This window comes from Pseudomonas sp. BGA-UO-ETr-WB11, assembly GCF_059567785.1.
In genome coordinates this window covers 512,719-539,326 of sequence record NZ_JCAQOS010000008.1, presented here as the reverse complement: position 1 = coordinate 539,326, position 26,608 = coordinate 512,719, and the positions used below count along the sequence as shown (strand labels likewise).

15 protein-coding genes, 1 pseudogene and 1 riboswitch are annotated in these 26,608 nt (G+C 62.3%); of the genes and pseudogenes, 7 read left to right on the top strand and 9 right to left on the bottom strand.

Annotated elements, in window-relative coordinates; genetic code table 11:
- Positions 1-23 precede the first annotated feature (23 nt).
- Positions 24-410 (bottom strand): MAPEG family protein, encoded by a 387-nt coding sequence (locus tag AC56DI_RS16260; protein ID WP_496347070.1) that lies wholly within the window; start codon positions 408-410, stop codon positions 24-26.
- Positions 411-601: 191 nt separating this feature from the next.
- Positions 602-768: riboswitch (S-adenosyl-L-homocysteine riboswitch) on the top strand.
- Positions 769-790: 22 nt separating this feature from the next.
- Here AC56DI_RS16260 and ahcY point away from each other — a divergent pair.
- The 3 genes from ahcY to rhlE2 all read left to right on the top strand — a co-directional run bounded on the left by ahcY (position 791) and on the right by rhlE2 (position 5,331).
- Positions 791-2,197: an adenosylhomocysteinase gene (gene ahcY / locus AC56DI_RS16255; RefSeq protein ID WP_496347069.1), complete on the top strand. Its 1,407-nt coding sequence runs from the start codon at positions 791-793 to the stop codon at positions 2,195-2,197.
- Between the two features lie 99 nt (positions 2,198-2,296).
- Positions 2,297-3,142, top strand: a complete 846-nt coding sequence (metF, locus tag AC56DI_RS16250; RefSeq protein ID WP_496347068.1) for a methylenetetrahydrofolate reductase [NAD(P)H] — start codon at positions 2,297-2,299, stop codon at positions 3,140-3,142.
- A 239-nt stretch (positions 3,143-3,381) separates the two neighbouring features.
- Positions 3,382-5,331: an RNA helicase RhlE2 gene (gene rhlE2 / locus AC56DI_RS16245; protein WP_496347067.1), complete on the top strand. Its 1,950-nt coding sequence runs from the start codon at positions 3,382-3,384 to the stop codon at positions 5,329-5,331.
- A 258-nt stretch (positions 5,332-5,589) separates the two neighbouring features.
- Here the strand turns inward: rhlE2 and AC56DI_RS16240 are convergent, their stop codons facing one another.
- Together AC56DI_RS16240 and AC56DI_RS16235 are read right to left on the bottom strand one after the other, a co-directional pair.
- The gene (locus AC56DI_RS16240) at positions 5,590-6,165 is read right to left on the bottom strand and encodes a YceI family protein (protein ID WP_496347066.1); all 576 of its coding nucleotides are present in this window, start codon (positions 6,163-6,165) and stop codon (positions 5,590-5,592) included.
- 2 nt (positions 6,166-6,167) lie between these two features.
- On the bottom strand, positions 6,168-6,746 hold the full coding sequence (locus AC56DI_RS16235) for a cytochrome b (protein WP_496347065.1): 579 nt from the start codon (positions 6,744-6,746) through the stop codon (positions 6,168-6,170).
- Positions 6,747-6,946: 200 nt separating this feature from the next.
- On the opposite strand from AC56DI_RS16235, the gene AC56DI_RS16230 reads away from it, so the two are divergent.
- The gene (locus AC56DI_RS16230) at positions 6,947-8,602 is read left to right on the top strand and encodes a SulP family inorganic anion transporter (protein ID WP_496347064.1); all 1,656 of its coding nucleotides are present in this window, start codon (positions 6,947-6,949) and stop codon (positions 8,600-8,602) included.
- Between the two features lie 2 nt (positions 8,603-8,604).
- On the opposite strand, the pseudogene AC56DI_RS16225 reads toward AC56DI_RS16230, so the two are convergent.
- Positions 8,605-10,068: pseudogene (locus AC56DI_RS16225) on the bottom strand (flavin monoamine oxidase family protein); the annotation flags it as partial.
- Between the two features lie 283 nt (positions 10,069-10,351).
- Between AC56DI_RS16225 and AC56DI_RS16220 the strand changes: the two are divergent.
- The 3 genes from AC56DI_RS16220 to AC56DI_RS16210 all read left to right on the top strand — a co-directional run bounded on the left by AC56DI_RS16220 (position 10,352) and on the right by AC56DI_RS16210 (position 14,284).
- Complete coding sequence (locus tag AC56DI_RS16220; RefSeq protein WP_496347063.1) at positions 10,352-11,758, top strand: adenosylmethionine--8-amino-7-oxononanoate transaminase; 1,407 nt, start codon at positions 10,352-10,354, stop codon at positions 11,756-11,758.
- A gap of 84 nt (positions 11,759-11,842) precedes the next feature.
- Positions 11,843-12,562 carry a 16S rRNA (uracil(1498)-N(3))-methyltransferase gene (locus AC56DI_RS16215; RefSeq protein WP_496347062.1) on the top strand — a complete coding sequence of 240 codons (720 nt, stop codon included), beginning with the start codon at positions 11,843-11,845 and terminating at the stop codon, positions 12,560-12,562.
- 228 nt (positions 12,563-12,790) lie between these two features.
- Positions 12,791-14,284, top strand: a complete 1,494-nt coding sequence (locus AC56DI_RS16210) for an alanine/glycine:cation symporter family protein (protein WP_496347061.1) — start codon at positions 12,791-12,793, stop codon at positions 14,282-14,284.
- 249 nt (positions 14,285-14,533) lie between these two features.
- On the opposite strand, the gene AC56DI_RS16205 is transcribed toward AC56DI_RS16210, so the two are convergent.
- The 5 genes from AC56DI_RS16205 to AC56DI_RS16185 form a co-directional block, all read right to left on the bottom strand.
- Positions 14,534-15,007 carry a chemotaxis protein CheW gene (locus tag AC56DI_RS16205; RefSeq protein ID WP_496347060.1) on the bottom strand — a complete coding sequence of 158 codons (474 nt, stop codon included), beginning with the start codon at positions 15,005-15,007 and terminating at the stop codon, positions 14,534-14,536.
- A 31-nt stretch (positions 15,008-15,038) separates the two neighbouring features.
- Entirely contained in the window at positions 15,039-16,058 is a 1,020-nt protein-coding gene (locus AC56DI_RS16200; RefSeq protein WP_496347059.1) for a chemotaxis protein CheB, read from the bottom strand.
- On the bottom strand, positions 16,051-23,541 hold the full coding sequence (locus AC56DI_RS16195) for a hybrid sensor histidine kinase/response regulator (protein WP_496347058.1): 7,491 nt from the start codon (positions 23,539-23,541) through the stop codon (positions 16,051-16,053). The genes AC56DI_RS16200 and AC56DI_RS16195 overlap by 8 nt, the downstream gene beginning before the upstream one ends.
- Positions 23,542-23,550: 9 nt before the next feature.
- Positions 23,551-24,414, bottom strand: coding sequence for a CheR family methyltransferase (locus tag AC56DI_RS16190; RefSeq protein WP_496347057.1), 864 nt, complete (start codon positions 24,412-24,414; stop codon positions 23,551-23,553).
- A 63-nt stretch (positions 24,415-24,477) separates the two neighbouring features.
- Entirely contained in the window at positions 24,478-26,526 is a 2,049-nt protein-coding gene (locus tag AC56DI_RS16185) for a methyl-accepting chemotaxis protein (RefSeq protein ID WP_496347056.1), read from the bottom strand.
- Between the last annotated feature and the right edge of the window lie 82 nt (positions 26,527-26,608).

Below are 26,608 nucleotides of genomic sequence, written 5' to 3'. Positions count from 1 at the left end.
TACGGCCGAGTGTCAAAGGCCGATCAGGACGCCACGACGAACAAGCTAACGATAATGCCCATGCCGACAAACCAAACCAGGCTGCGCAGCACGCCCAGGTCGCGGATATAGCAGAGGGTATAAAGCACTCGACTGATGACAAACGCCACCGCCAGGGCATTCAAGGTCGACTGCTCGGCGCCGCCAGCCAGATGGGCAATGATCACCGCAGCGGCAAAGGCCGGGGTCACTTCGAAGCCATTCAGCTGCGCACTGGCCGCCCGCTTGCGCGCGCCCTCCAGCGTGGCGAGAAAGGCCCGCGGATCACTGTTCTGCTTGGGGCCAAAGTCGCCACCGGTGAACTTGGCGTAGCCGGTGGCCAGGTAAGGGAGAAAAATCGCGATCAGTACACACCAGTAGGCAAGGGTCATGGCAATTCCGTTTCTGATTTATTAGAGACTGCAGCCTGCCGAAAAGCGGCGTCCAGCGCCATGACTGAGTTGCCATTTGCGCCTGGCAATTCGCTCAAGCACACGACAGAAAGCCATGGGCGAAGCCGCCGGCCTTGGCTATAATCGTCCAGCTTTACTGCGGCCCGGCTCCTGCCGACCGCTCCCGCCACCCATCCGAGGGGCGCTGCAGCAAGTGGTAACCGGTTTTGAATCGCCAAGTCCTGCATTCCAGCAATGCACCGAGGCTGATTCGAATCAGGCGTCCACCTGTCAGGCTCGGATGGGGCGTTGCCCTCCTCAGTGAGGGAGTTGAACGCATCAACGGCGCCCATTCGAACCTAACGAATGGAGACTCATCAATGAGTGCTGCTACGCCTACCGGTTTCACCGACTTTAAAGTTGCCGACATCAGCCTGGCTGCCTGGGGCCGCCGCGAAACCATCATCGCCGAATCAGAAATGCCGGCACTGATGGGCCTGCGCCGTAAATACGCTGCCGAACAGCCGCTCAAAGGCGCGAAGATCCTCGGCTGCATCCACATGACCATCCAGACCGCCGTGCTGATCGAGACCCTGGTAGCCCTGGGCGCCGAAGTCCGCTGGTCGAGCTGCAACATTTTCTCCACCCAGGACCAAGCCGCCGCCTCCGTGGCCGCCGCTGGCATCCCGGTATTTGCCTGGAAAGGCGAAACCGAAGCCGAATACGAGTGGTGCATCGAGCAGACCATCCTCAAGGATGGCCAGCCATGGGACGCCAACATGGTGCTCGACGACGGCGGCGACCTGACCGAAATCCTGCACAAGAAATACCCGGCCATGCTGGATAAAATCCACGGCGTGACCGAAGAAACCACCACTGGCGTGCACCGCCTGCTGGAAATGCTGGCCCGCGGCGAGCTGAAAATCCCGGCCATCAACGTCAACGACTCGGTGACCAAGAGCAAGAACGACAACAAGTACGGTTGCCGTCACAGCTTGAACGACGCCATCAAGCGCGGCACCGACCACCTGCTGTCGGGCAAGCAAGCCCTGGTCATCGGCTACGGCGACGTGGGCAAGGGTTCGGCCCAGTCGCTGCGTCAGGAAGGCATGATCGTTAAGGTCACTGAAGTCGATCCGATCTGCGCCATGCAGGCGTGCATGGACGGTTTCGAGCTGGTCTCTGCCTACAAAGACGGCATCAACGATGGTACTGAAGCCAGCGTCGACGCCGCCCTGCTGGGCAAGATCGACCTGATCGTGACCACCACCGGCAACTTCAATGTCTGCGACTCGAACATGCTCAAGGCCCTGAAGAAGCGCGCCGTGGTGTGCAACATCGGTCACTTTGACAACGAAATCGACACCGCTTTCATGCGCAAGAACTGGGCATGGGAAGAAGTGAAGCCGCAGGTGCACAAAGTTCACCGCACCGGTGCTGGCAGCTTCGATCCGCACAACGACGACTACCTGATCCTGCTGGCCGAAGGCCGCCTGGTTAACCTGGGCAACGCCACTGGCCACCCAAGCCGGATCATGGACGGTTCGTTCGCCAACCAGGTGCTGGCGCAGATCATGCTGTTCGGCGCCAAGTTTGCCGACCTGGCCCCAGCCGCCAAGGCCGAACGCCTGACCGTGGAAGTGCTGCCGAAGAAGCTCGACGAAGAAGTGGCCCTGGAAATGGTCAAAGGCTTCGGCGGCGTCGTGACCCAGCTGACCACCAAGCAAGCCGAATACATCGGCGTGCCGCAGGAAGGTCCGTTCAAGCCACACGCCTACCGCTACTGATGCGCAGGATGGGTTGGCAGGCTGTTTCAACAGCCTGCCAACCCATCGAGATCCCTGGTGGGTTAGCCCCGCGGCTAGCCCACCCTACGGAATTTTCCTATGTCCCAAGAACGCCGTTACAGCTTCGAGTTCTTTCCGACCAAGACCGAAGCCGGGCATGAAAAACTGCTGAATGTGGCGCGCCAACTGGCCGGCTACAACCCCGATTTCTTCTCCTGCACCTACGGTGCCGGTGGCTCCACCCGTGACCGCACGCTGAACACCGTGTTGCAGTTGGACGGCGACATCAAGGTGCCAACCGCACCGCACCTGTCCTGCGTCGGCGACTCCGTCGAAGAACTGCGCAGCCTGCTCAAGCTGTATCAGGACGCCGGTATCAAGCGCATCGTCGCCCTGCGTGGCGACCTGCCGTCGGGCATGGGCATCGCCAGTGGCGAGCTGCGTTACGCCAATGATCTGGTGGAATTTATCCGCCGTGAAACCGGCGATCACTTCCACATCGAAGTGGCGGCCTACCCGGAGATGCACCCGCAGGCGCGCAACTTCGAAGATGACATTGCCAACTTCGTGCGCAAAGCCCGCGCCGGTGCCGACAGCGCGATCACCCAGTACTTCTTCAACGCCGACAGCTACTTCTACTTCGTCGAGCGCGTGCGCAGCCTGGGCGTCGACATCCCGATCGTGCCGGGCATCATGCCGATCACCAACTACAGCAAGCTGGCGCGCTTCTCCGACGCCTGCGGCGCCGAGATCCCACGCTGGGTACGCAAGCAGCTGGAAGCCTACGGTGACGACATCGACAGCATCCAGGCCTTTGGTGAACAAGTGATTACCCAGATGTGCGAACAGCTGCTAGCCGGCGGCGCGCCGGGCCTGCACTTCTACACCCTGAACCAGGCAGAACCGAGCCTGGCGATCTGGCACAACCTCAAGTTGCCACGCTGAATCGCCCGCCAACGCCAGACCCCGCGCCAACCGCGGGGTCTGGCCGCTCAGCCAGACAAACGGCAGGCTAGTCGCACAACCGCTTCGCTCTGTTATACTCCGGGCTCCCGTCAGGCTTGCGCCCGGACGCTCGGCAACCATTGCCCAGCTGGACCGGTCGGGAGTGCGCTATCACACAGCGCCTCACGCCAGACACATCACCCTCTCGGGCAACGCCCGTAATTAAGACAGGATTACTCATGTCCTTTGCTTCCCTCGGTCTCTCCGAGGCTTTAGTCCGCGCCATCGAGGCTGCCGGCTACACCCAACCGACCCCTGTGCAACAGCGTGCCATCCCTGCCGCCTTGCAAGGTCGTGATCTGATGGTGGCGGCACAGACCGGCACCGGTAAAACCGGCGGTTTCGCCCTGCCAATTCTCGAGCGCTTGTTCCCTAACGGTCACCCCGACCGCGAACATCGCCACGGCCCAAAACAACCGCGCGTCCTGGTCTTGACCCCGACCCGCGAACTGGCCGCCCAGGTGCATGACAGCTTCAAGCTGTATGCCCGCGACCTCAAATTCGTCAGCACCGTGATCTTTGGCGGCGTTGGCATGAACCCGCAAGTGCAGGCCATGGCCCGCGGTGTCGACGTACTCGTCGCCTGCCCAGGCCGCCTGCTCGACCTGGCCAACCAGCGCGCCATTGACCTGTCCCACGTGGAAATCCTGGTCCTCGACGAAGCTGACCGCATGCTCGACATGGGCTTTATCCATGACGTGAAGAAGGTCCTGGCCAAGCTGCCAACCCAACGGCAAAACCTGCTGTTCTCGGCGACCTTCTCCAAGGACATCACCGACCTCGCCGGCAAGTTGCTGCACAACCCCGAGCGCATCGAAGTCACGCCGCCGAACACCACGGTCGAGCGCATCGAACAGCGCGTCTTCCGCCTGCCGGCCAGCCACAAGCGCTCGCTGCTGGCGCACCTGATTACCGCTGGCGCCTGGGAACAGGTGCTGGTGTTCACCCGCACCAAGCACGGCGCCAACCGCCTGGCCGAGTACCTGGACAAGCACGGCCTGCCGGCCATGGCGATCCACGGTAACAAGAGCCAGAACGCCCGCACCAAAGCCCTGGCCGACTTCAAGGCTGGCCAAGTGCGCATCCTGGTGGCCACCGATATCGCCGCCCGTGGCCTGGATATCGACCAACTGCCCCACGTGGTCAACTTCGAGCTGCCTAACGTCGAAGAAGATTACGTGCACCGTATCGGCCGTACTGGCCGTGCCGGTCGCAGCGGTGAAGCCATCTCCCTGGTATCCCCGGACGAAGAGAAGCTGCTCAAGGGCATCGAGCGGATGACCAAGCAGAAGATCGCCGACGGCGACACCCTGGGCTTCGATCCGACCACCGTGGAAGCGGAAAAACCGGAAGTGCGCGAGCGCCCGGACGTCAGCGGCGGCCGTGGCCGTGGTCCGCGCGAGCCGCGTGACCCGAACAGCCCGCGTGGCGGTGGCGGTGGCGGCGGTGGCAGCGAACGCCATGGCGGCGGCCACAAAGATAAAGGCCAGAACACCGGCAAGGCCAAGCCCGCCGCGCAGCCACGCAGCCAGCAGCCGGCACGCGAACAGCGCGCACCGCGCCCAGAACGCGGCCAGCGCCAGGCGCAAGCCAGCGCCATTCCGACACCACCGGCCAACCGCGCGCCGGACGAGTTCCTCGACGACGAGATCGACAACTTCGGCAACCGTGCCGACTACGTCAGCCCGATCCAGAACAAGCCACAAGGCCGCGGCCGCCGTCCTGGCGCCCCAGCGCCGTCCGGCCCGAGCGCCAGCAATGGTGTGGGTCTGGGTGCTCGCCCAGCGGGCAGCGCCAACAGCCAAGGCCGTCGCCAGGGTCAACCCGGCGGCGCACGCACTGGCGGCGGTGCTCGTGACGGCCAGCAGCCTCGCGGCGGTCGTGATGGCCAGGCCCGTGGTGGCCGTGCACCGGCTCGCGATACGCGTACCGATTTCAGCCGCAGCGACTCGCAGCGTCAGGAACCGGCCGTCAAAGGCCCGCGCGACAAGCAGCCGCTGATCGTGCACAAGGAATCCAAGCGCGATCTGCTGCCGTCTCCGGAGCAGCTGGAACAACTGGATCAACTGTCCAGCAGCCGCCCACGCGGTGAGAAGCCAGCCCTGCTGACGCGTAACCGCGAAAGCTGATTGCACCCGCAATCAACAACGCCGGCCTTGCGCCGGCGTTTTTATTTGAGGCTGGGTAACCCGGATGCCATCCGGGGGTGCACATTCGTCCGCAGGCACTACTTAAAACTTCGCGGTCAAGACCGCTCCCACGAAGCTCACAAGCGCCGGAGGATGGGTTGAGCGCAGCGATACCCATCCTCCGCATCGCCAGCACAGTCCCACAGACAGCAAAACGCCGACCCTGGGGTCGGCGTTTTCTTTACTACGGCAGCGGAGTTACTGGCGCACGCCTTCCACCGAGATGATCAACTCCACACTTTGCGAAGCCGGGCCAGGGCCTTGGATACCGAACTCCTTCAGCTGCAACGTGGTACTGCCTTCGAAGCCGGCACGGTAGCCGCCCCATGGGTCCTTGCCTTCGCCGATGAACTTGGCGGCGATCACCACTGGCTTGGTCACGCCATTCAGGGTCAGGTTACCGGTGATGTCGGCACTGCCTTCGCCGGTGGATTTCACCGCGGTGGACTCAAAGGTCGCAGTCGGGTGCTTGCTGACATTGAGGAAGTCGTCGCTGCGCAGGTGCTTGTCACGCTCGGCATGGTTGCTGTCGAGGCTAGCGGTCTTCAGGTTGACTTTGACCTTGCTGGCCTCAGGGCTCTTGGCGTCGAAGCTGAAGCTGCCGTCGAAGTCCTTGAAGGTGCCGTACAACCAGCTGTAGCCGAGGTGGCTGATCTTGAAGTTAACGAAGGCGTGCTGGCCTTCCTTGTCGATCACATAGTCGGCGGCCATGGCCTGACCGGCGGTAAACAGGGCGGCGCCGAGCGCCAGTGCAGCAATGCTTTGCTTCAACATGATCAGAGTTCCTTGTGGGCTTGCGAGGTAGGTTGGGCACGACCGAGCATGCGCAGCAAGGTCGTGTCCCGGTCAATAAAGTGATGTTTGAGGGCCGCCAGGCCATGCAGACCGGCCAGGATCACCAGGCCCCAGGCCAGGTAAAAGTGCACCGCACCAGCGACATCTTCCTGCTCGGGAATGCTGGTAATGCTCGCCGGCACGTCGAACCAGCCGAACACACTGATACCACGACCGTCGGCCGTGGAGATCAGGTAACCGGCCAGCATCACGGCAAACAAACCGAGGTAAAGAATGCTGTGGCCGAGCTTGGCGCCCAGTCGGGTCAGGCGGCTGTAGCTGCTCAGAGGCGCTGGCGGCGGGCTGACAAAGCGCCACAACAAGCGCAGCAGCATCAGTGCAAATAGGCACAGGCCGATGCCCTTGTGCAGTTCGGGGGCGGTGTGGCGCCAGCTGCTGTAGTAGTCCAGCTCGACCATCCACAGGCCCAGGCCGAACAGACCAAACACGGCCAGGGCCACCAGCCAGTGCATACCAATACTGAGCAGCCCGTAGGCCTTTTCCGTGTTACGCCAGTGCATGGCTAAAGCTTCCATCAAAACGCGATAGGCACAGACTAGCGGCTAACCTATCGATTAATAGCGCAAATTGTTGTTCTGAAATATCAGGAAAAACGATTGTTAGCCCCCAAGACCTAACCGCACAGCCTGCGCTGCCCGGTGTTTTCACCGGCACTTACTGGCATGCTGTCGGCCGCCCACCACCCCCGAGGAGCCCGCCCATGTTGACCTGGCTGAAAGGCTATCGCCGTGAACTGCTGGCCGGCGACCTCGGTGCGGGCGTGCTGGTGGTGCTGATGCTGGTGCCACAAGGCATGGCGTACGCCCTGGTCGCCGGCCTGCCGCCGGTGGCCGGGTTGTATGCGAGCATCCTGCCGGCGCTGGCCTATGCCCTGTTCGGCAGCAGCATGGTTCAGTCGGTAGGGCCGATGGCGATCACCTCGCTGATGACCGCCACCTCGCTGGCCGCCCTGGCGCCCAGCGGCTCTGAGCTGTATGGCGCGATGGCGGCGCAGATGGCACTGATCAGCGGCGTGGTGCTGGTGCTATGCGGCCTGCTGCGCCTGGGGTTTCTCTCCAGTTTTCTCAGCCGCCCGGTGATGAGCGGTTTTACCAGCGGCGCCGCCCTGGTGATCGCCGCCAGCCAGCTCAAGGTCCTGCTCGGTGGTCCGCTGACAGCCATCAACCCAACAGCAGCCGCCATCGGCCTGTTGTCGCTGCTGTTGCTGTGGCTGGCCCGTAGCCAGCTGGGGCGCCAGTTGCAACGCTTGGGACTGGCGGCGAAAAGCGCCGACATGCTGAGCAAGCTGGCACCCGCGGCGATCCTGCTGCTGGCCACCCTGCTGGTCTGGCAACAGGATTGGCAGCACGCTGGCGTGGCGCTGATCGGACCGATTCCGGCCGGTCTGCCAACCCTGGGCCTGAGCCTGTCGCTGGAGCAATTGCGCAACCTGCTGGCGCCATCGCTGCTGATCGGTTTTATGGTGTTCCTCTCCGGCCAGTCCGCCGCCGTAACCCTGGCGCAGCGGCGCGGCGAACGCATCAACACCAATCAGGAGCTGCTCGGCTTGGGCGCCGCCAACGTCGCCAGTGCCCTGTCCGGTGGTTTTCCGGTCACCGGCAGCATCTCGCGCTCGGCAGTCAACTATGCCGCCGGCGCCAACACGCCCCTGGCCAGCGTGATTACCGCACTGCTGCTGGCTGTGCTACTGCTCACGCCTAACGCCTGGCTGGCCTGGCTACCGCTACCGGCGCTGGCCGCGACCATCATCATTGCCGTGTTCGGCATGCTCGACCTCACCACCCCACGGGAAGCCTGGCGCTACGACCGCGCCGACGCCGTGGCCTGGCTGGTCACCTTTAGTGGAGTGCTACTGCTGGGCGTGGAGGAAGGGGTGATGCTCGGCGTGGTGCTATCCCTGGGCACCGTGATCTGGCGCGCCAGCCGCCCGCACATCGCCGTGCTCGGCCGCCTGCCGGGCAGCGAGCACTTCCGCAATATCGAGCGTTATGCGGCCGAGACCCATCCTCAGATCGTCCTGCTGCGCATTGATGCCGGGGTGTTCTTCGGCAATGCCGAGCTGATCAGCGACCATGTGCTGCAGACCCTGACGGACCAAACCCGCCATCTGGTACTGGTGATGACCGCCATCAATCTGATCGACACCACCGGCCTGTATGCCCTCGCCGAACTCAACCAGAGCCTGGCCGCGCGGGGCATCAAGCTGCACCTGGCTGAGGTCAAAGGCCCGCTGATGGACAAGCTCAAGCACAGCGATCTGCTGCTCAAGCCCCTCAGCGGCCAGGTGTTTATCAGCGCCGTCAGCGCCTTCGACCAGCTCAGTCAGGAGCTGGCCGCAGCGCCTGTGCAGGCTTAGTTGAACAGGCGCGTGAAGAAGCCCGGTTTTTCTTCCGCTGTTTTAGCTTTTGCCGGTGCGGCGGCGACCGCTGCCTGTGGCTCCAGGGATTTGCCGCTGTGCAGGGCGATCACCTGGCTGGCGGCACGCTGGCCACTGCGCAGAGCGCCTTCAAGGGTGCCAGGGTAGAGCGCGTCAGTGTGCTCACCGGCGAACACCAGGCGATCCTGCGGCTTGTTCCACAGCAACCAGTAACGGCTCATCTGCCCCGGGCCAAAGGCCAGGTACGCACCACCGATACCGGCATCGGCGCTGTAGCGACGCATCTCGTAACCGGCAAAGGCACCGCGCGCTTTGGGGAAGTAACCGTGCAGACGGATCAGCACCTGGTCGGCCACCTGACGGTCGCCAAAGCTCTGCAGCAAGCGCGCGTTGTCACCCGAGAGGTTGACCAGCACGTTGGCGCCGCCCTTGGTCGCCGGCTCGATCCACAGCATGCCCAGGCCCTGATCGCTAAAAATCTCGCCAGTCAAACGCGCCTTGCTGTCCCATACCGGGGTCTTGAACTTCAGCAGAATCTGGTCGCGCCAGCCGTAGTTGGTGCCCTTCAGGGCTTTCTGCCGAACCACATCAAGGGCCGGCAAAACTTGAATCTGCGCCAGGGCTCGCAACGGCAGAGCACTCACCACATAGTCGGCGCGGTAGCCGACAGCACCGGCCTTAACCAGCACGCCATCCTTGTCCTGACTGATGGCCGAGACCCGTGAATTGGTCTTGATCACCTTCAACTGCTTGAGAAAAGCCTGGGCCAGCACCTGACTGCCACCCGGCAAGCGGGCGGCACGCTGATCACCATCGGCCACGCCACGGTGCACCCGAGCCTGCTGCACCAGATAGAGCAGCGACAAGCGCGACGGCTCGTCATAGCGCGCGCGAATCCGTTGATTGATCAGCATGCGCGCGGTGGGTTCCAACTTGAGCTGATCCAGCCAGCGCGAGACGTTGCTCTGGTCGAGGGCAAACAGCTGGCTGCTGGCCATCGGCTTGAGCGGGTCGGCCATACCGGCGGCCAAGCCATCCAGAGCCTTTTCGTACTGTTTGAGGCTCGCGGCCACCGCCGGCTTGGTTTTTTCCAGATCGGCCAGGTTGAAGTACTTGCCATCAATCAGGTAACCGGGCGTTCGCACAAAATCAGGCGCAGGCAGGGCCGTGACCTTGAAGCGCTGCAGGTAACCATGCACGGCCGGCTGCGCCTTGGCGCTGCCGATCCACTCGCTGGCCGCCAGGCCAGAGCGCCCGCCAATGGTCGGTTTGGCTTCCAGCAAGGTGACTTGCCAGCCCGCCTGCTGCAACTCGTAGGCCGTCGACAGCCCCGACAGACCACCACCGACCACGATCACCGTCGGTTGTTTATCTGCCGCTTGCGCCAACGCGCCGCACAAACCCATCACCACCAGCGCCGAAGCGCGCAACCATCCAGCCAGCATCTGCCCATTCCTACAAAGCGAAACAACGGCGCGCAGGATACGCCAGGCACCCACCCCGGACCAGACGTATCCGACGCTGTGCCTAGAAAGCCGGCGCGCGCTTCTTAGAACCGCATCAACGTGTTGCGAGCTAGAGCCAGGCAAGGCGAAATCGGGCGAAGAAGCGGAGTTTACGGTTGTAAATGAGCATTCTGAGCCCGATTTCAACGCGGCATGGCCGACGCGCAGCAGACGTTGAAGTGGTTCTGATAGGCTTGGCGGGTCGACAATGGAGAGCAACGCAATGAGTCTGAATGCCCAGTGGATGCAACGCGATCTGGCCGTACTTTGGCATCCCTGCACGCAGATGAAAGACCACGAGCGCCTGCCGGTGATCCCGATCAAGCGCGGCGACGGTGTGTGGCTGGAAGACTTCGACGGCAAGCGTTACCTGGATGCGGTCAGCTCCTGGTGGGTCAATGTGTTCGGCCATGGCAACCCGCGCATCAACCAGCGCCTCAAGGACCAGCTGGACAACCTCGAACACGTGATGCTCGCAGGCTTCAGCCATCAGCCGGTGATCGAGCTGTCCGAGCGTCTGGTGCAGATCACCCCCGCCGGGTTGGACCGGGTGTTCTACGCCGACAACGGCTCGTCAGGCATCGAAGTGGCGCTGAAGATGAGCTACCACTACTGGCGTAACTGCGGCCAGAGCGGCAAGAGCCGTTTCGTCACCCTGACCAACAGCTACCACGGCGAAACCGTGGCGGCGATGTCGGTGGGCGACGTAGCGCTATTCACCGACACCTACAAGTCCCTGCTACTGGATACCCTCAAGGTGCCGAGCCCGGACTGCTACCTGCGCCCCGAGGGCATGAGCTGGGAGGAGCACTCGCGCACCATGTTCGCGGCCATGGAACAGACCCTGGCCGAGCACCACCACGAAGTGGCGGCGGTGATCGTCGAGCCGCTGATCCAGGGCGCCGGCGGCATGCGCATGTACCACCCTATCTACCTGACGCTGCTGCGCGAGGCCTGCGACCGTTATGGCGTGCACCTGATCCACGACGAAATTGCCGTCGGCTTCGGTCGTACCGGCAGCATGTTCGCCTGCGAGCAGGCCGGCATCACCCCGGACTTCCTGGTGCTGTCCAAGGCCCTCACCGGCGGCTACCTGCCGATGGCGGCGGTGCTGACCACCAACACCGTGTACCAGGCGTTTTACGACGACTACGCCACCCTGCGCGCCTTCCTCCATTCACACACCTACACCGGCAACCCGCTGGCCTGCGTGGCGGCGCTGGCGACCCTGGATATCTTCCGCGACGACAACGTGATCGAAGCCAACAAGGCCCTGGCCACGCGCATGGCAACTGCCACCGCGCACCTGGTCGACCACCCGCATGTGGCCGAGGTGCGCCAGACCGGCATGGCCCTGGCCATCGAGATGGTGCAGGACAAAGCCAGCAAGACGCCTTATGCCTGGCAGGAACGCCGCGGCCTTAAGGTCTACCAACACGCTCTGGAGCGCGGCGCCCTGCTGCGCCCACTGGGCAACGTGGTGTACTTCCTGCCGCCGTATGTGATCACACCCGAGCAGATCGACTTCCTCGCCGAAGTGGCCAGCGAAGGTATCGACATCGCCTGTTCAGGCAGCGTCAGCGTGGCGGTGAGCAGCAATCTGCACCCCAACCACCGCGATCCGGGCTGACAGGCACAGGCTGGCTGGCCGCCACCACGGTCAGCCAGCCTGTTAAACTGGCGCCTTTCCACTGACTGCCGCCGCCGGGTTCCCATGCGCCTTTCCCGTTTCTACATCGCCGCCCCCCTCAGCCTCGGCCAGCATGCCCTGCCGGAAGAACAAGCCCACTACATCGGTCGCGTGCTGCGCCATGGGGTAGGCGATGCGGTGCAGCTGTTTGACGGCAGCGGCCAGGAATACCTGGGCCAACTGATCGAAGTGGGCAAAAAAAGCGTGCGTGTGGAACTGACCGAGCAACTGCCCGGCCAGCCCGACTCGCCCCTGCGCGTGCACCTGGGCCAGGGCCTGTCCCGCGGCGAGCGGATGGACTGGGCAATCCAGAAGGCCACCGAACTGGGCGTGGCCGAGATCACCCCGATCGTCAGCGAGCGCTGCGAGGTACGCCTCAAAGATGAACGCGCCGACAAGCGCCTGGCCCACTGGCAACAGGTGGCCATCAGCGCGTGCGAGCAATGCGGACGCTCAACCGTGCCGCTGATTCATCCGCCGCTGCTGCTGGCCGACTGGCTGGCGCAGGTCGAGGCAGATTTGAAGCTGGTGCTGCACCCGGTGGCCGAGCCTCTGGTCAGCCATGCCAAACCAGCCTCCCTGGCGTTTTTGATCGGCCCCGAAGGCGGCCTCAACGACGCTGAAGTGAGCCAGGCCGTTGCAGCAAACTTCCAGGCAGCACGCCTGGGCCCGCGCGTGCTGCGCACGGAAACCGCCGCGGCCGTCGCCCTCAGCGTGGCGCAGCAACTGTGGGGCGATTTCTAAGGCTGCACACCGTCGCCGCAACCTCGGCGCGGCATAACAGTTAGGGGGAATTTCTAGTCTCAACTGTCGCTTTTCTGATCGCACGCTCCAGTGCCTTGGCCTATCGTTTGCTTGTCTAACCCCCGTCGCGGCCGCCTGATCCAGGCCGCCGCGACGCTGGCTTATCCGCCATAACAATAACGGCGCAGCCACTACCCTTGGCTGCAACAGACCCTGGAGTAATGCGGCATGAATGAATTGGTCAACACCATCAACGGCGTGATCTGGAGCCCAGCGCTGATTTATCTGTGCCTGGGCGTGGGCCTGTATTTCTCCCTGCGCGGGCGCTTTCTGCAGGTGCGTCACCTCAAGGAAATGATCAAGCTGATGTTCGGCGGCAAGACCGACGAGCACGGCGTCAGCTCATTCCAGGCCCTGACCATGACCCTGGCCGGACGCGTGGGCACCGGCAACATCGCCGGCGTGGCCACCGCCATCACCTTCGGCGGCCCCGGCGCGGTGTTCTGGATGTGGATGGTGGCGTTCCTTGGCGCCAGCTCGGCCTTCGTCGAGTCGACCCTCGGCCAGGTCTACAAAGAGAAAATCGACGGCCAGTACCGTGGCGGCCCGGCGTTCTATATCGAGAAAGGCCTAGGCATGAAGTGGTATGCGTGGATCTTCGCCATCGCCACCATCATTGCCTGCGGTCTGCTGCTGCCGGGCGTGCAAGCCAACTCCATCGCCTCCAGCGTGGAAATGGCTCTGGGCATCCACCCCAACACCACCGCCGCCGTGCTGGCGATCATGCTCGGCTTCATCATCTTCGGCGGCGTGAAGCGCATCGCTAGCTTCGCAGAGGTGGTCGTTCCCTTTATGGCCCTGGGCTACATCATCGTCGCCTGCATCGTGGTGATGCTGAATATCGAACAGCTACCAGCGGTCATTGTCCTGATCTTCAAAAGCGCCTTCGGTATGGATGCCGGCTTCGGTGCCATTCTCGGCCTGGCGATCATGTGGGGCGTAAAACGTGGCGTGTACTCCAACGAAGCCGGCCAGGGTACTGGCCCGCACGCGTCGTCGGCCGCCGCAGTCAGCCATCCGGCCAAGCAAGGCCTGGTGCAAGCGTTCTCGGTGTACGTAGACACCCTGTTCGTCTGCTCGGCCACCGCTTTTATGCTGCTGATCACCGGCCAGTACAACGTCCAAGGCCCGAATGGTGAAGCGATGTTTACCGGTATCGCCGGCATCGCCGCCGGGCCTGGTTATGTGCAGACCGCGATGGAAAACATCATGCCCGGCTTCGGCTCGGTGTTCGTGGCCGTGGCGCTGTTCTTCTTCGCCTTCACCACTATCGTTGCCTACTACTACATCGCTGAAACCAACATCGCCTACATCAACCGTAAGGTGAATCGGCCATGGTTGACCGTGGTACTGAAGTTCGCTCTGATCGCCGCCACCGTCTACGGCACGATCAAGACCGCTGACCTGGCCTGGGGCCTGGGCGATATCGGCGTCGGCCTGATGGCCTGGCTGAACATCATCGCCATCATCCTCATGCACAAGACCGCTTTCGTTTGCCTGCGTGACTACGAGGCGCAACAGAAGCTCGGTCTGGACCCGGTATTCCATCCGGAAAAACTTGGGATCAAGAATGCCGACTACTGGGGCGGCCACCGCTCGGAAGACAACCTGCAGGCCGAACTGGCTGAGCTGGGCAAACCGGCGATTGACGCCAAACCCTAAGCCCTAGGAGCCTGTCGGACTTAACGCTGTTCTACTGCGGAAAAGCCGGACTTGGTCATTTTCTGAGCTCTTTTTCGTTGAATAGAATGACTATTCGCCGCAAAAGAGCGCAGAAACTGCCTCAAACCGGTCTTTCCCTCGCTACGAACGGTCAAGTCCGACAGGCTCCTAGAAACAACAAAGCCCCGGTACTCAGCCAACCCTTGCGGGTTGTTCTGGGTACCGGGGCTTTTGTTTGCCCGCGACGAATTAGATCAGGCCAGCATCCACGAGCATCTGCTCCAATGCCATCAGATCAGGAATCTTCAGCACGCTGTCAGCGATGCTCACCGCATCCAGTTCCAGCGGCGCCAGCGGCACGTTGGCGCGCGCAAGATTGCTCTCCAGCTTGACCGAGCGTGGAATGCCCTGCACCAGCAGTGCCAGAAACTTCACATGGGGACGACCACCCAGGGCGTTGATCACTGCAACACGGGCGGTGCTGCCGATCTGTGCCTGACCGTCAGAGGCGGCCTCGAACGACAGCAAGGGCAAACGCAGGTCACGCCAGGCGACTTGACCCAGCATCCACGCCGGCATGCCTGGGATCGCCAGTGGCGCGCGGTAGGGCATAAGCTCGGCCAGGGCGACGTTGGGCAACAATAGGCTGCGATCATTCAGGGGCACCACCAGCCCGGTGAGGGTGCTGGAGGCGGTGGGGGTAGTGGCTACGGCTTGGCTCATGACGACTTCCTAGTACTCAACGCTGGCAGCTTCAGCTGCACTGTCCGGCCAGATGATTGACCAAGGCCTCGGCCAGCTCCCGCGGCGAGCCGCTGAATTGGCTGTAGCCACCTTCGCGCAGGCTGTCGGGCATGCTCGCGCAGGCACAACTGTCGGCACGCTGGGTCCAGATTTCACCGCCCTGACGGCGCACATAGGCTGCAGCGGCACTGCCGTCGCTGCCCATACCGCTGAAGGCCATCACACCGCACTGGGCGCCGAAATGCTGGGCCAGGTTGAGCATCATCTGGTCGATCGACGGGCTATAGGGTTCCGGCCAGCCACGATCGGCAATGCTCATGGCGCTGTCATCGGCAAAGCCAAGTTCATAACTGATCGGCGCCACCACCACTTCGCCGCAACGAATGGCATCGCCCTGACGGGCCTGGTTGACCTTCCACTGGCTGTGGCGGCCCACGGCTTGCGGCAGGCTGGCCTCGAAGCTGGCATCGATATGCTGGGCATAGACAAAACCGACCGGCAGGCCGCCCGGCAGCGCATCAAGAAACTCTTTGACCGCTGCCGGACCGCCCATGGAGGCCGCCAGCAACCAGACCTGACGAGCCGGTTCACCGGCCGCCAGCGGCATGTCGGCGAGCGACTGTGGCAACTCCAAACGCGCCGGCCGAGAGGAGTCGGCGAGCAACGCTTCAAGGCTGCGGCCGACGCCCTGGGCAGGGTCACCCACCAATTTCTTCAGCTTGCCGAACAGACGCCGTTCCCAGCGCGGGTAATTTTCCGAGTGACGTTCGGGGGCGTGGCCCTCACCGAACAGCACCGGGGCAGTGGCTCGCTCCAGCAGGTTGTCCACCAGCGGCGAATCGTCCGACTGCGCCAGGTCCACCAGCCACAGGTCGGTTTCACAGGCCGCCAAGGCCTCTTCATCCAGACGCGCCGGGTCACTATTGAGCACCACGGTGTAGCCATTGGCGACCAGGGCCTGTTGCAGCACATGGCGCTGCAACGAGGTATCGGCTAGCACAGCAATGCGTGCGGCAGCTTGCTCAGTCATGTTTTTTGACCAACTGCTGAATGGTTTCGAGCAACAGGGATTCCTGATACGGCTTGCCCAGGTACTCGTTGACGCCAATCGCCATGGCCCGCTCGCGGTGTTTGCTGCCGGTACGCGAGGTAATCATGATGATGGGCAGGTCTTTCAGACGCTCATCGTGGCGCACCAGGGTGGCCACTTCGAAACCGTCCATGCGTGGCATTTCGATGTCGAGCAACATGATGTCCGGCTTGCGCTCCTGCAACTGGGCGATGGCATCCACCCCGTCCTTGGCGGTCAGCACGTTCATGCCGTTGCGCTCCAGCAGGCGACTGGTGACCTTGCGCACGGTGACCGAGTCGTCGACCACCATGACCAGGGTCGGCCGGTCCGCTTCGATCTCTGCTGCGCTCGGCGCCGCCGGGCTGACCAGCCGCGGTTGCAGCTGACTCAACAGATGGGCATGCAGCACACGGATGGTGGCCAACAGATCGAGAATGATCACCACGCGGCCGTCGCCGAGGATGGTCGCACCCGACACGCCATGCACACCGGAGAACTGCGGACCGAGGCTCTTCACCACGATCTCGCGAGAACCGGCCAGGCTATCAACCTGAACGGCCACGGCGTGTTCTTTGGAACGCACCAGAATCACCGGCAGCGGCAGGCTCTGGCCCACCAACTTGGGTTGCTGGCCATTGTTGAGCAGGTCGCCGAGGTATTTAAGCTCGTAGGTCTGCCCGGCATATTCGAAGCGCGGCGCATCCGGCCCGTAGTAGGCCTCCAGCTCGTAAGGTGAAACCCGCACGATACCTTCGATGGTGTTCAGCGGGATCGCATACAGGTCTTCGCCAGACAGCACCATCAGCGCGCGGTTGACCGACACAGTGAACGGCAAACGAATCAGGAAGCGCGTGCCCTCGCCGGGTGTCGACTCGATGGTCATGGAGCCGCCGAGTTGCTTGATCTCGGAGTGAGCCACGTCCATGCCAACGCCACGCCCGGAAATCTGCGTGACATGCTCGGCGGTGGAGAAACCGGCTTCGAGGATGAACTGCAGGATCTCGTGATCGCTGAGGTCCGACTCGGCATCCATCATGCCGCGCTCCAACGCCTTGCGCCGCACGGCGTCCAGCTTGATGCCGCCGCCGTCATCGCTGAGGATCAGGAGAATATCTCCGCCCTCGCGGCCCAGGGTCAGGCGAATGTTGCCGGCTTCCGCCTTGCCGGCGGCCAGACGTTGTTCGGGACGCTCAATGCCGTGGTCGACGGCGTTGCGCAGCATGTGCTCCAGCGGCGCAACGATGCGCTCCAGCACGGTACGGTCCATCTCGCCATCGGCGTTGCCGACGGTGAATTCCACCTGTTTGCCCAGCTCGCCCGCCACCTGGCGCACAATCCGGCGCAGACGCGGCACCAGGCGATCGAACGGCACCATGCGCGTACGCATCAGGCCTTCCTGCAGCTCGGTGTTAACACGCGCCTGTTGCAGCAACAGGGTCTCGGCATCGCGGTTACGGGCGGCCAGGGTTTCCTTCAGATCGAGCAAGTCGGATGCCGACTCGAACAGCGCTCGCGAGAGCTGCTGCAACTGTGAGTGACGGTCCATTTCCAGCGGGTCGAAGTCTTCGTAACCCACCCGCTCGGCCTCGGCCTGGTAACGGCTGAGAATCTGCGCCTGGGTCTCGGTATCGAGGCGGCGCAACTGATCACGCACCCGCTCAATGGTGGCTTCCATCTCGCCGAGGGTGAAGCTGACGTCGCTGACCTGTTGCTCGACGCGACCACGGAAGATCGACGTCTCACCGGCCAGGTTAACCAGGCCTTCGAGCAGGTCCGCCGGGACCTTGACCAGTTCCTGCGGCGCGCGCCGAGAGGCTGCTTCGAGCGCGGCCTCCTGGGCGCGGCGTACAAACGGCAGCACCCGAGCAATCTCGACTTTTGCCGGCAGCGCACTGGCGGCCAGGAACGGACTGTCGAGCACCGGCAACGGCGCCTCGACACTGACGTCCTGACTCACTGGCGGCTCGACATCGTCCTGAACAGCCACGGCCGCGTCGGCAGCAGTATTGTCGTACAAGCGTTTGCGCAGCTGCTCAAGCTCACCCTGCAAGCCTTCAAAACCCGATTGCACATCGACAAACAGGCTTTCCGGCCAAGGTGCACCGTGCTGCTGGGCCTCGCTCAAATGTTGTTCGAGGTCGTGGCAAAGATCACCCAGACGACGTTGACCCGCCAGGCGCGCACCACCTTTGAGGGTGTGCAAAACGCGCAGGATATCGGCTACCGGAGCACTGTCTTGCGCCGAGCTTTCCAACCGCCCAGCAGCGCTTTCCAGCTCTTCCAGCAGCTCGTCGGCCTCTTCGAGGAAGATGTCGAGGATATCGTCGCTTTCTTCCTGCTCCTCAAGCGCTGGCGTCACGGCCTTCAGGTGCACGCTGGACGGCATGCTCAACTGTTCGTCCGGGTTGGCGCGGAAGTGCTTGATGGTAGCAATCAGCGCCTCGCCATCCGGCACGCCACGCTTGTCACGCACCGCCTCAAGCATCTCGGCGAGACGGTCATGACAATTCTGCAGCAGCTCGAACAGGGGCGGACTGGCACGCAAACGGCCATTGCCCAAGCCCTCGTAGAGGAACTCTAACTCATGGGCCAGGTCGCCAATTTCGCGAATTTCCGCCATCCGCGCACCACCCTTGAGGGTGTGCAGATCGCGCTGCAGGGCTTCCAGCTCTAGGCTGTTGTCGGTGTCATCCATCCAGCGCTGCAGCGAAGCACCGGCGCTGTCGATGATGTCGAAACCCTCTTCAAGGAAGATTTCCACCAACTCAGGATCGCGTTCATCGTCATAACTGCTAACGACCGCGGCGGGCGCCGGCGGCTCAAAGGGTGCCGGCTCGTCGAATTCAGGCGCGGCCGTAAACTCGTTAACGGGTAACGACTCCAGCTCGGCCGGCAGTTCGGCGTCCAGATCCAGTTCGGCTTCGGCTTCGGCTTCGGCTTCGGCTTCGGCTTCGGCTTCGGCTTCGATGCTGAGCGTCGGCAAAGACAGCTCAAGTTCATCTTCCTGCTCGCCGAGTTCGACGACCGCTACCGGCTCGTCATCGCTCAGCTCCGCGGGCAACTCAGTCGCGTCGATAACCGGCAGCTCGGGCTCTTCGCTCCAAGTCAGGCCGTCAAGGGACAGCGCCTCGTCCGGTAGGGCGTACTCGATATCCTCGGTGACGTCGACGAGCGCCAACGTTTCGTCCTCGGCACTCGGGCTGACAGCATCACTGTCCTGCTCAATCGCGGCGGGCAACTCGGGCTCAGCGGCAGCGCTCAATTCAGCGCTCGGCTGGCTGCTTAACGCGCCGCCCTGACGGAACGCGCGAATAGCCTCAATCAGTTCTTCTGGCTGCGTCAGCGGGCGCTGCCCCTGCAGTTCGTCCAGCAACACGGCGAGACGATCATGGCTTTTTTGCAGCAGGCTACTGAGCGCCGGCGAGAAGCTGTAGCGGCGATCCACCAGACCTTCGTAAAGGGATTCGAGCTCATGGGCGAGGTCGCCAATCGGTCGAATTTCCGCCATCCGCGCACCACCCTTGAGGGTGTGCAGATCACGCTGCAAGGACGACAAGGCGCGAGGATTCTCAGGCTCAGCTTGCAGCCGCTCAAGGGACTGCCCCGCACTGTCGAGCAGGTCAACCGCTTCCTCGAGGAAGATTTCGACCATCTCAGCATCCAGCGCAATGCTGCTGTCTGCCACCGCAAGAGGCTCAAACTCCGACTCGAGCTCGGCTGCAATCTCGTCTGCAGACAGCCAAGTCGTCTCGGTCACAAGCGGCGCTTCAACAGGCGTCCAGGCTTGATCGGCTAACTCAACAATCTCCAGCGCCTGCTCTTCACCCGGCTCCAGCAAGGCCAGGGCGGCATCGTCCAGGGTGGTCTCCAGCAGTTGGCGCAGGGCAACCACACGCTCGGGTTGTTCGCCAACCTGCAGCCCGGCAGCCACTTGATCCATCATATGGACCAATGCTTCATGGGCATTTTCGGCTTCGTTGAAGAAACCTTCGCTAACGGCCAAACGCCCTTCCTGAGCGGCACCGTAAACATCCAGCAAGGCTTCGCAAATGTGGCTGACCTGGGGCAATTCGGCCATTTCGGCGCCCCGGCTGAGCGTACTCAGCTCGCCTAACAGAGCGCTGAGCTCCTGCTGTTCGGAGGGCTGTTCACGCCAGCGGCGCAGCAGCTCATCGGCATCCAGCAAGATGTCCATGCCTTCGGCAAGGAAGATATTGATCAACTGCGGATCACGGCTTTCGCCGGCATCACTCTGGCGCGACGTTTCGGCGGCTGTCAGACGTTCCTGATGCAGCGCCTGAACCCGCGCAAGGAATGCCGGGGCACCTTCGATCGCGGCCAGGGGTTGGCTTTCCAGCTGTTCCAGCCCTTGGCGGAACAGCTTCTCCGCGCTGCTGAGCAGCTCGGCTTCGGCCATGTCCATGGGGATCAGGTTGGCCTTGAATTCCTTGACCAGTTTTTCCAGCGGCGCGGCGATTTCGGCAATCGGCAGAATGCCCGCCATGTAGGCGCTGCCTTTGAGTGTGTGCAGGGCGCGTTGCAAATCATCAGTGACTGGCCGCGGCAATTCCTGCGCGCAGTCAGCCAGGAAGCCCACCAGGGTATCCAGATGGGTTTCTGCCTCGTTGCGGAAGATCTCCAGCAACTGCGGATCAATCAACTCTTCGTCATCCGCACCGGCCAGGGCACCGGGCACAGCAACCGGCGCAGCAGGAGCTGCAGGAGCAGCGGCGCTGACAGCCATTTGCTGGCCTTTGGCCAAGGCGTGAGCCGTGGCCGCCAACAGGTCGACATCGTCTCGCTGACGCTGGGCCTTGGCGGCATATTCTTCAACCAGCGCAGGCAGCAGTTCGACCACTTCGGCAATGACTTGCTGCACCGGTTCTGCCGGTTCGATGCTGCGGTCCAGCACGCGGTTGAGCAGGTTTTCAATCGACCAGGCCAGCTCGCCGATCACCAGCGCGCGTACCATCCGACCACTGCCCTTGAGGGTGTGGAAGGCCCGACGCACTTCGCTCAGGGCCTCTTTATTAGCGGTGTCGGCACGCCATTGCGGCAAGTATTCGGCGATGGTCTCCAGTACTTCACCGGCTTCCTCGACAAACACTTCCAGCAGCTCTTCGTCGACGGGCTCTTCATCGGCCGGCGGTGGCAGCAAGCTGGGCGGAACGTCTTGCGCAGGCGGATTGATCGCTTGTACCGGTGCGGCCATTACGTCGGCCATGGACAGGGTTTTTTCAGCAACCTCTGCCGGCGCCTGAGGCTCATCCACCATGGCAGGCAATTCGACGTCCGGCAGCTCCAGCTCGGCCAACTCGGCGTCACTCCAGTGCGCCGGAGCATCGTCGAGGCTCAACTCGTCGAACGCGAGCGCCACGTCGGGCAGTGACAGCTCCTGCACATCCAGGCTTTCCAGCGGGTGCAGGCTTTCAAGGCTTTCCAGCGGCGTATCAAGACTGAAATCCAGGGGCTCATCACTGACCGCGAAAGGTTCGCTCAGGTCCCAGTGATGCTCGTCGAGCACGGGCACCGACTCATCCGCCTGCAGCTCGGCAAATGACGCAGCCAGCTCGTCATCGTCTTGCGCGCCAAGCACATCGGCGGCGTCAGCAACCCACTCAACCGGCTCATCGGGCAATGCCAGGGCAATTTCTTCCAGCGGCTCATCGGCCAGCACCTCGATATCCGCCAGCGGATCGGCCAGCGGTGCAGGTGCTTCAATGGGCGTTGCCGGCCAGTCGAGAATCGACGGCTTTTCCTTCAGCGGGTAACCCAGGCTTTCCAGGCTTTCTTCCGCCACGTCGAGGATCAGGTCGCCCTGAGCGGCATGGTCTTCGGACAGGCGCTCAAGGTAGTACTCGACGCTGGTGATGGCATCGGCCAGGGTGTCGAGGTTCTGCCAGTTGGGCACGGCCTTGCGCACCAACAACTGTTCCTGAATGTAGCGATTACAGGCCTGCAACAGGTCTGCGGCACGGGCCAGGGGAATCATCGCCAGACCACCGCGCACCTGCGTCAGCAACTCGGGGACGCGGGCCAAATGCTCGTGATTCCACTGCGAGGCAATGAATTCGATGATGGCGTCTTTGGCCTGCTCCAGACCGGTACGCGCTTCCTTGATCACCAACTGGTGAATCTGCGCCACGTCGGTAGTGGGCAGGTGGCTTTCTTCGCGACGGCCTTCGTCGGCCGGACCGGCCATGCCCGCCAGGGTCGCTTCGACATAGAGCAGCGCGCCGGCGACATCCATCAGCAATGCATCGCTGGGCTCACGTTGGCCGGTGGCCAGGCCGTGGACCACATCGAGCTGATCGAGAATGACTTTACGCGGTTGACCAAAGCCCAGCACGGCAAGGGTATCGCCGATCTGCTTGAGCGGCGCCATCAGGCTTTCCAGCTCGGCTACCTTGCTGCGATCGCTGCGCACAAACAGGTCCAGGCTGTCTTTAACCCGCACCAGCTCTTCACAAAGCGCTGCCACCACCGAACGCATGGCATCACGATCCGGACCGGCCAGGCGGGCACGCTCCTCGTCGACAACATCGGTATCCGGCAGGGCCTCGTCGAGGCGATATTGCTCTTTCAGTACACGAATGCGCGGCGACTGGGTGCTGGCCTTGGCGATATAGAACAACAGGTTCTTGGCCAAATCATCGGGCGCAGCCTGGTTGATGCCATCGGCACCTTGCTCGACCAGACGCTTGAGTTCTTTGTCGACCTGGCGCAGCAAGGTACGCACCGAAGTGCCATGACTCACGCTGCCATTGGCCAGGCCTTCGACCATACCTGAGGCGATCTGCCACAACGGGCCGAGCGGTGCCTCTTTACACAGGGTTTCCAGGCGCGCAAAAACCCGCGCCATGTAGCCCAGGTTGGTGGCCATATCCTGATTGCGAATGACCCCAACAAGGGCCATCTGCAGCATCTGCCGCAGCTTGCGCAGCAACATCGGCAACTCGGCGGTGCGCAACTGCACCAGAGAGTCGTGGGACAAAACCGGCATACGCACGGTCAGGTCAGGCGAGAACAGACTGGTTTCCGACAGCAACTTCTCGCCGCGGGCAGCGCGCAAGTCATTGAGCAGCGGCAACACCACCATGGGCAAATCACGCCGCGCACTCTGAATGCGATCCAGGTACACCGGCAACTGCAGAATGGCCTGCATCAGCACTTCCAGGGCCTCGCCCTGGTTGCTCACGCGGTTTTCCAGCAGCGCCTGCGCGAGCTGTTCCATTTCCTCTGCCAGCAGCGCGGCGCCGTAGAACTCCACCATCTGCAGAGTGCCTTGGACCTGGTGCAGATAGGTCAGGCAGAAACGCATGCGTGTTGAGTCCTGCGGACTCTCAACGTACGCCTCCAGGGCCTGACGCGCCTGCTTCAGGGTTTCCGCGATCTCGCCCTTGACCCACTCCAGGGCGACATAGTCGTGCCGATCACTCATAGCCGTCTGCTATCCCTTCCGGGTGAATGCGAGAACATGATCGTTGGCCACCGGCACGAGGTCCGGATGCTGCCAACCTACTACTTCGCCAACGCCCACCACCAACAGCCCTCCCGGCGCCAGGCGTTCAGCCAGGCGGTTGAGGATTTCGCGGCGGCGCCAGCGACGAAAATAGATCAATAAGTTCTGACAGAAAATTACGTCCATACCGGACATCGGCGCTTTCGCCAGTTCCAGCACATTGAGCCGGGCGCAGCACACGCGTGCCGCCAGACTCGGTATTACTTTGAAGCGGCCATCGTCCTGGACGCAGAAATAGCGCTCACCCAGGGATTCTTCCAGCTGTTCCAACTTACGGGCGGCATACAGGCCGTCCCGCGCCTTGCTCAGCGCACTCAAGCTGATATCCGTACCGGTCACACCAAAATGCTCCGGTGCTGCGCTTTCGCGCAGCACTTCGGCGGCACTGATGGCCAGCGAATAAGGCTCTTCACCACTGGAGCAACCGACACTCCACAACGCCCAGGGCGCCCCCGCCGGCTCACGCTGCAGTCGCTCGCGCAGGTAATCCTGCAGCAAGGCGAAAGAAGGTGGGTGACGAAAAAAACGGGTTTCCTGCACGGTCAAACGATCCAGCAGGATCGACCATTCCACTGCACCGCGAGGGCCATCGGTTACTTGCTGGTAATAGCTGGCGTAATCGATGACATCCAGCTCGCGCATCCGCGCCGACAAACTGGTCTGCAGAAATGCCCGACGCTGCTCGTTGATCACCAGCCCGGTGCGCTCTTCCAGCAGCGTTTGCCAGGCATGAAACTCCGCCGCCGACATGTCGGCGAGGGGTTTCAGGGCCCACACACTGCTTGGCTGCATCTCGCGCCCCTCGCTCATGACCCGATGGCGACACGCCTTGCGGAGCGCCGCGCCTCCCTATGCTTAAGCCTGGTCCGGAGCGTCCGGCAGGTTGAAGCCGGATACCGACTTACGCATTTCACTGGCCATTTTGGCCAGGTTACCAATGCTTCGGGCGGTGGCCGTGGTACCGGAGGACGTCTGCGAGGTAATTTCCTGGATCACGTTCATGGTGTTGGAAATATGGCCAGCCGACGATGCCTGCTGACGCGCGGCGTTGGAGATGTTCTGAATCAAGGCCGCGAGGGTCTTGGATACTTTCTCAATCTCTTCCAGTGCCACACCGGCGTCTTGCGCCAGACGGGCACCGCGCACCACTTCGGAAGTCGTTTGCTCCATGGAGATAACGGCTTCGTTGGTGTCGGTCTGAATCGTTTTAACCAGGGCTTCGATCTGCTTGGTTGCCGCAGACGAACGTTCTGCGAGGCGTTGTACTTCGTCCGCTACCACGGCGAAGCCTCGGCCTGCGTCACCGGCCATGGAGGCCTGGATCGCGGCGTTCAGTGCGAGGATGTTGGTCTGGTCAGCAATGTCGTTAATCAGACTAACGATGTCACCAATCTCCTGGGACGATTCACCGAGGCGTTTAATCCGCTTCGAGGTGTCCTGGATCTGCTCACGGATGTTATCCATGCCGGTGATGGTGTTGTGTACGACTTCGTTGCCTTTGTTGGCGATGGCTACGGAACGTTCCGCTACCGCGGAGGATTCCGAGGCGTTCGCCGATACCTGGTCAATCGACACAGCCATTTCGTTGATTGCCGCGGAGGCGCCAGCAATTTCCTGGGCCTGGTGCTCAGACGCTTCAGCCAAGTGCATCGCCGTGGCCTGGGTTTCCTGGGCGGCGCCTGCTACCTGTACGGCGGTCTGGTTAATGGTTTCTACCAGGTCGCGCAGCTGGTCGATCGAGTAGTTGATCGAGTCAGCGATGGCGCCAGTGAAGTCTTCGGTTACCGTCGCGTTTACAGTCAAGTCACCGTCGGCGAGGTCGGCGATTTCATCGAGCAGACGCAAAATGGCCGCCTGGTTACGCTCGTTCTTCTCAGCAGTTTCGCTAAGGCGGCGATTGGTTTCACGCACCATGGCAAAGCCGATGAGAATAATCGAAGCCAGCGCCAGGCCACCCAGCACATAACCGGCCAAGGTGTTCAGGTGACGGCCGCCGGCCAGGTTTTCAAAGCTGACGGTCAGCTTCGAGGCGTTATCCAGCAACATCTGCGAACCGTTGAAGATGGTCCCGGCAGACTCACGCACCTGGAACAGTTCCGGCGAGGTTTCCAGAATCTCGTCTACCGAACCGGATACAAACTGGAACAGCTCGGAAATCTCAGCCAGACGATCCAGAGCTTCCTTGTCGGTCACCTTGGAAATTTCCATCGCCGCATTGCCTTCCAGCATGGCGGTCAATACGCGACCGAACAGGCTGGCGTCGCGACCGAACATGTCGGCGGCCTGTACCGAGTCTTCGTCACCGGTCAGTACCTTGTTGACCGAGCCGAGGATTCGTTCAGCCAGCAACGATTGGCGCTGGGCCACGGAAACCTGAGCTGCCGGCGCTTCGCTCTGCAGCAGAATCTCGACAACCTCTTCGTACTCAACCTGCAGCTGCGGAATGGTTTCCGCCAGGGTAGCCGCCACTTGGTGCAGAGACAGTACGGTCTGCTCACTGGCCAGGATGGCATCAGCGTTCTGCCGCATGCTGTCCCATTCCTTCTGCACACCGGCCATTTCAGCCTGAACTGCGTCCGGTGCCGGAGGGACGCCATTGACGTCATCACCTTTTACCAGCGCATCCCAGCGCTTGGCGTAGTCGTTACGGGCGTCCTTCAACAGGGCAAAGGCTTCTGCCTTGCCGGCCGCCGCTTCGGTGGCCGCTTTCGCGATCCGTTGCGACAGTACGCGCAGTTCGCCGGAGTTACTGATGTACTCCTTGTCGTAGCCGGACTGGGTGTTGAGGTACGCGAAGTTGGCGAACAGCAGCACGATGGAAACGATCAGGACAATAAAGAGTCCTGCGATCAGCGTGTTGCTGCGCATACCAGCTAGAAAATTGCCTGCATTTAGTTTTTTCATTATCTGGCCCCCGCCTGGACCGACCGCACTACGGTACTCATCAAACGTCCAAAGGCCGGCGACGCCGACCCAACCGAAATCG

Coding starts and splice junctions, on each gene's coding strand:
- AC56DI_RS16260 (WP_496347070.1), bottom strand. CDS start 410: ATGACCCTTGCCTACTGGTGTGTACTGATCGCGATTTTTCTCCCTTAC.
- ahcY (WP_496347069.1), top strand. CDS start 791: ATGAGTGCTGCTACGCCTACCGGTTTCACCGACTTTAAAGTTGCCGAC.
- metF (WP_496347068.1), top strand. CDS start 2,297: ATGTCCCAAGAACGCCGTTACAGCTTCGAGTTCTTTCCGACCAAGACC.
- rhlE2 (WP_496347067.1), top strand. CDS start 3,382: ATGTCCTTTGCTTCCCTCGGTCTCTCCGAGGCTTTAGTCCGCGCCATC.
- AC56DI_RS16240 (WP_496347066.1), bottom strand. CDS start 6,165: ATGTTGAAGCAAAGCATTGCTGCACTGGCGCTCGGCGCCGCCCTGTTT.
- AC56DI_RS16235 (WP_496347065.1), bottom strand. CDS start 6,746: ATGCACTGGCGTAACACGGAAAAGGCCTACGGGCTGCTCAGTATTGGT.
- AC56DI_RS16230 (WP_496347064.1), top strand. CDS start 6,947: ATGTTGACCTGGCTGAAAGGCTATCGCCGTGAACTGCTGGCCGGCGAC.
- AC56DI_RS16220 (WP_496347063.1), top strand. CDS start 10,352: ATGAGTCTGAATGCCCAGTGGATGCAACGCGATCTGGCCGTACTTTGG.
- AC56DI_RS16215 (WP_496347062.1), top strand. CDS start 11,843: ATGCGCCTTTCCCGTTTCTACATCGCCGCCCCCCTCAGCCTCGGCCAG.
- AC56DI_RS16210 (WP_496347061.1), top strand. CDS start 12,791: ATGAATGAATTGGTCAACACCATCAACGGCGTGATCTGGAGCCCAGCG.
- AC56DI_RS16205 (WP_496347060.1), bottom strand. CDS start 15,007: ATGAGCCAAGCCGTAGCCACTACCCCCACCGCCTCCAGCACCCTCACC.
- AC56DI_RS16200 (WP_496347059.1), bottom strand. CDS start 16,058: ATGACTGAGCAAGCTGCCGCACGCATTGCTGTGCTAGCCGATACCTCG.
- AC56DI_RS16195 (WP_496347058.1), bottom strand. CDS start 23,541: ATGAGTGATCGGCACGACTATGTCGCCCTGGAGTGGGTCAAGGGCGAG.
- AC56DI_RS16190 (WP_496347057.1), bottom strand. CDS start 24,414: ATGCAGCCAAGCAGTGTGTGGGCCCTGAAACCCCTCGCCGACATGTCG.
- AC56DI_RS16185 (WP_496347056.1), bottom strand. CDS start 26,526: ATGAAAAAACTAAATGCAGGCAATTTTCTAGCTGGTATGCGCAGCAAC.